The sequence below is a fragment of the Lentilactobacillus hilgardii DSM 20176 = ATCC 8290 genome (genome assembly GCF_000159315.1).
Taxonomy (GTDB): domain Bacteria; phylum Bacillota; class Bacilli; order Lactobacillales; family Lactobacillaceae; genus Lentilactobacillus; species Lentilactobacillus hilgardii.
Genome location: NZ_GG670004.1, coordinates 1 through 1,685, shown reverse-complemented (window position 1 = coordinate 1,685; position 1,685 = coordinate 1). Strand labels below are relative to the sequence as shown.

Genomic DNA, 1,685 nt, shown 5'->3' with positions numbered 1-1,685 from the left:
AAAATTAGCCAAGCCACAAACGAGATCCCAAACGCCGCAAACGTATTAATCTTATCGTTTTCAATCACATTGGTTGTTGCAATTGGCAATTCAATTCCCAAAATCAAAAAGACGATTCCGTTCAGTGTATAAATAATGATATCCCAGGTTTTTTCACTCACAAGCGTCAATTCCGGTTGACTGCGATCTGGTGCAGTCCCGTAAAAATGAAAAACAATTCCGGCAGCCACCACTGCTATCACGCCGGATGCATGAAATAACTCTTCAGTAATTAAGTAAACCACAAATGGTGTCGTAACCCGAAGAACTGTACTAAAAATAACGTCATTAATTCCTTGACGATAAAGCCAGTTTTCCACCATCAAAATAATTGCGATTACAATTACGCCACTTGCGAATCCCATAATACTGATATAGAAAAAATCAATTGCTGCAGCTTTGATCGAAAATACACCGGTTACGGTTGCTGCAATCGCATACTTAAAGGCAATCAAACCACTTGCGTCATTGATTAAGCTTTCACCGCTAACAATATGCAGAACCGCCTCAGGTAGATTAGCTCTTTGAGAAATTGATTGAACAGCTACTGGATCGGTTGGTGATAAAATGGCTGCCAACGCAAAACTAACTGAAAACGGCATTGCGGGAATAAGGGCATGAAATAATAAACCGCCCAACAAAGTCGTCAGAAAAACCAATATAATGGCATTTGCCAAAATCGGTCCACGTAACTTCCACAGCTCCTTCTTCGGAAATCGTCGCCCATCATTAAAAAGGAGTGGTGCGACAAAAAGAAGTAGGAACCAGTCCGTTTCCAATGGAATTGATATATGAAGAACCAGCGCAAGGCCAAGGCCTAAAGCAACTTGGATTAAACTTACCGGAATTGCCGGAATAAAATGATCGATAACATTAGAAATAACCACTAACGTCATGAGTAATATGACCGCTTCAAGTATGTGCATTGATCCACTCCTCTTAATGATACTTGTATGAAACTCCTCATACCTAAAAAATGAGTTATTTCTATATCTATAAACTCTTTACTGATTCTTCACCAATAATTCGAACTTCTGTTTCTAAATGGACTCCGAATTTATCAAAAACGGTTTTTTGAACATGTGCAATGACATTTAAATAGTCCGTCGCCGTTGCATGATCAACATTAACAATAAAGCCGGCATGCTTAGTTGATACTTGTGCACCACCAATTTGAAAGCCCTGAAGGCCGGCTTCATGAATAAGCTTTCCTGCAAAATATCCCTTTGGCCGTTTAAAAACACTACCACATGAAGGCAATTCCAATGGTTGTTTACTTTCTCTTAATTGATTTAAATGATTCATTTGCTTCTGAATTTTTTCAGCAATTCCAGAAGTTAGCGAAAATGTCGCGGAAAGCACAATTTGATGATTATCCTGAACACTGCAATGACGGTAACCAAAATCCAGCTGGTGAAAATCAAGATGAATAACCTTGTCATCAGACGTTAAAACTTCGGCGCCAGTGACAACGTCATCAATATCTCCACCATAAGCGCCGGCATTCATAAATATTGCTCCACCAACGCTTCCGGGAATCCCTGCTGCAAATTCGACCCCAGTTAATGACTGAGCCTGAGCGACCTTAGTGACATCAATTAACGCAGCTCCTGCATCCGCAACAATTGTGTTATGATGACGAATTC

The 1,685-nt window shown here is 40.1% G+C and carries 2 protein-coding genes; both read right to left on the bottom strand.

What is annotated here, in order from left to right; all coding sequences use genetic code 11:
• The coding region (locus tag HMPREF0519_RS12605) for a cation:proton antiporter (protein ID WP_003636795.1) at positions 1–965 on the bottom strand (965 nt) is incomplete at its 3' end.
• 67 nt (positions 966–1,032) lie between these two features.
• On the bottom strand, positions 1,033–1,685 hold a 653-nt coding region (gene murB, locus HMPREF0519_RS12600), incomplete at its 5' end, for a UDP-N-acetylmuramate dehydrogenase (protein WP_003636793.1).